Here is a 3339-nt window from a genome sequence, read left to right on the forward strand (position 1 = left end):
CCACCAAGCACAACAGCAAGGTTTAGGAGAATTTGATCTAATCATTTGCGATGAAGCCCACCGCACAACAGGGGCGAGTTTTGATGATAAAGAAGAATCTGCATTTGTTCGTGTACATAACAATGATTACATCAAAGCCCAAAAGCGTCTTTATATGACTGCGACCCCACGCATTTATACAGATGAAGCCAAGAATACCGAAGGTGTTACCGTTTACTCAATGGATGACCCAGAAAAATTTGGTGTGGATTTGTATGTTATTAGTTTCTCTAAGGCTGTAAAAGAAAAACTGCTCGTTGACTATAAAGTGCTAGTACTTGCTGTCGAAGAAAGTCATATTCATCAACATCTAGAGAAGTTATTCGAAGGAAATGAAATTGCCGTTGATGATGCAGCAAAAATTGTCGGCTGTTGGAAAGCCTTGTCTAAATACGGCATTATGGACGAATTAGGCGATGAAGAACCGATGAAAAGAGCGGTTGCTTTTTGCCAAGTTATTGAAAAAGATTACAAAGGCAAAACCCATAAAGTTAGTTCCAAAAATATTGCTGAAATTTTTAGTAATGTGGTCGATGCTTATCAAAAACAAGAAATAGCAGCATTAGAAGAGCAAAATCCTGATTTCAAACCTGATAATTCATTATTGCTCAAGTGCGAAGCGGAGCACGTGGATGGCGGAATGAATGCCAGTGAAAAATCAGCCAAAATCGAATGGTTAAAAGCAGAACAAGAAGGTAACACTTGCCGTATTCTTTCGAATGTTCGTTGTTTATCTGAAGGTGTGGATGTACCAGCCTTAGATGCCGTTTTGTTCTTAACACCGAGAAGCTCACAAGTGGATGTTGTGCAATCTGTCGGTCGCGTAATGCGTAATGCACCAGGTAAAAAACGTGGTTATGTGATTTTACCTGTGGTGATTCCCGCAGGGATTGAACCAGATAAAGCCCTTGAGAAAAATGAAAATTACAAAGTAGTTTGGCAAGTATTGAATGCATTGCGTGCACACGATGACCGCTTTGATGCAATGATCAATAAAATGGAATTTGACGGTGCGGCAAAAGATAAAATTGAAGTGGTTTCTGTTGTTAGTCAAGTTTTAGCGAAGCAAAAACAAAAACCAACAAAAGTGAAAAAAGCCTCTGGTAAAGGCGAGAAAACTATTGGTAACCGTGATAACAGTTCCTTTAATGGTGAAACTCAGCTTGAAATGGAATTTGAAATCGGTGAAATTGAACGAGCATTAACCGCTAAAATCGTGAAAAAATGCGGCAATCGTACTCATTGGGAAGATTGGGCGAATGATGTAGCAAAAATTGCTAATACACATATCGAACGCATAAATACCATTTTAGCCAATCCACAAAACACCCAAGAGCGGTCTGTTTTTAATGCGTTTTTAAATGAATTACGCGATGATTTAAATAATGCCATAACTGAAAGCGAAGCGGTGGAAATGTTAGCACAACATTTAATCACCAAGCCGGTATTTGATGCGCTATTCGCTAACGATAACTTTACCCAACACAACCCGATGTCGCAGGCGATGCAAAAAGTGGTGGATATTTTCGAGCAAAAAAATCTTGCTACTGAAACCAAACAACTCAAAGAGTTCTATGAAAGCATCCAGTTTAGAGTGAAAAATATTCAATCACCAGAAGGTAAACAAAAAATTATTAAAGAGCTTTATGACAGCTTCTTTAACAAAGCCTTCCCGAAAATGGCTGAACGTTTAGGCATTGTTTACACGCCGGTGGAAGTAGTAGATTTTATTATCCGCTCAGTAGAAGATGTGTTGAATAACGAATTTAATGCGAGCCTTGCCGATAAAGGCGTGCAAATTATCGATCCGTTTACAGGTACAGGGACATTCATTACTCGCTTGCTTCAAAGCGGCATTATTCCAGCGGAAAAATTACCGTTGAAGTATCACGAAATTCATGCCAATGAAATCGTGTTACTCGCTTACTACATTGCGGCAATTAACATCGAATCGGTCTATCACGCTTTGCTTTCAGAACATTCTGCAAACACGCAAGAAAATTCTACTGATTACCAGCCATTTGAAGGTATTTGCTTAACTGACACCTTCCAAATGTATGAAAAAGAAGATTTGGTGGACGAAATTCTGCAAGTTAATAGCGATCGTCGAAAACGTCAAAAAGCATTGGATATTCAAGTGATTATTGGGAATCCACCGTATTCAGCAGGGCAAGAATCAGCTAATGATAATAACGCTAACATTGCTTATCCGCACTTAGATGATGAGATCCGCTCAACCTATGCAGAACACAGTACTTCAACTAATAAAAATGCGTTATATGACAGTTATATTCGTGCTATTCGCTGGGCTTCAGATAGAATTGAAAACAACGGTGTGATTGGTTTTGTAACCAATGGTGGTTATTTAGAAAGTAACTCTGCGGATGGCTTACGCAAATGCTTAGCGGAAGAATTTAGTTCACTCTATATTTTTCATTTACGCGGTAACGCTCGAACATCTGGAGAACGACGCCGTAAAGAAAAAGATAACATTTTTGGACAAGGGACAAGAACACCTGTCGCTATTTCTATTTTAGTAAAAAACCCAAATTCTAAACAACAAGGACAAATTTATTTCCACGACATAGGTGATTATCTTAACCGTGAACAAAAATTAGAAATTATCAAAAATTTCCAAAGTATTAATGGCATTTCTTCAAAAAATGGCTGGAAGCAAATTATTCCTGACCAATTTAATGATTGGCTTAGTCAACGCGATCCAAATTTTGATACTTATTTATCAATGGGTGATAAAAAGGATAAAAATTCAGTGGTTATTTTTGAGAATTATTCAAATGGTTTGAAAACAAATAGAGATGCTTGGGTTTATAACTATAGCTATAATTCTTTAAAAAAGAATATGAGTCAATTTATAGACTTCTATAACTATGAAGCCAAACGGTATTCAATGGATAACAATATAAAAATTAGCGATGATTCAACCAAAATTAGTTGGAGCGATGCTTTAAAAGCGAAACTTAAAGCCAATATGAGTCTCAAATTTAGTGAAAACCATATTAGAAATTCATTATATAGACCTTATTCGAAACAAAATATTTATTTTGATAAATCTGTGAATGAAAGACAATATCAACTCCCTTTTATTTTTCCTGATAAAACCCACCCAAATGTAGTAATTTGTGTAACAGGGATCGCAGGTAACAAAGATTTTTCGACTATAACTACTGATAACATCCCCGACTTAGGAATGATAGCGGTGAACCAATGTTTCCCTCTCTATCTATACGAAAAAAAGGAAAGCGGCGAAAACTATCAGCGCAGAGATGCGATTACAGATGA

Annotated in this window: 1 protein-coding gene; it reads left to right on the forward strand. The window is 37.1% G+C overall.

The genetic code is table 11. The annotated features are described in order from the left end of the window. A partial coding sequence (locus KH943_RS09670) for a type ISP restriction/modification enzyme (protein WP_304110382.1) occupies nt 1-3339 on the forward strand: 3339 nt, incomplete at both ends.

This window comes from Haemophilus parahaemolyticus (assembly GCF_018373095.1).
Classification (GTDB): Bacteria; Pseudomonadota; Gammaproteobacteria; order Enterobacterales; family Pasteurellaceae; genus Haemophilus_A; species Haemophilus_A parahaemolyticus_A.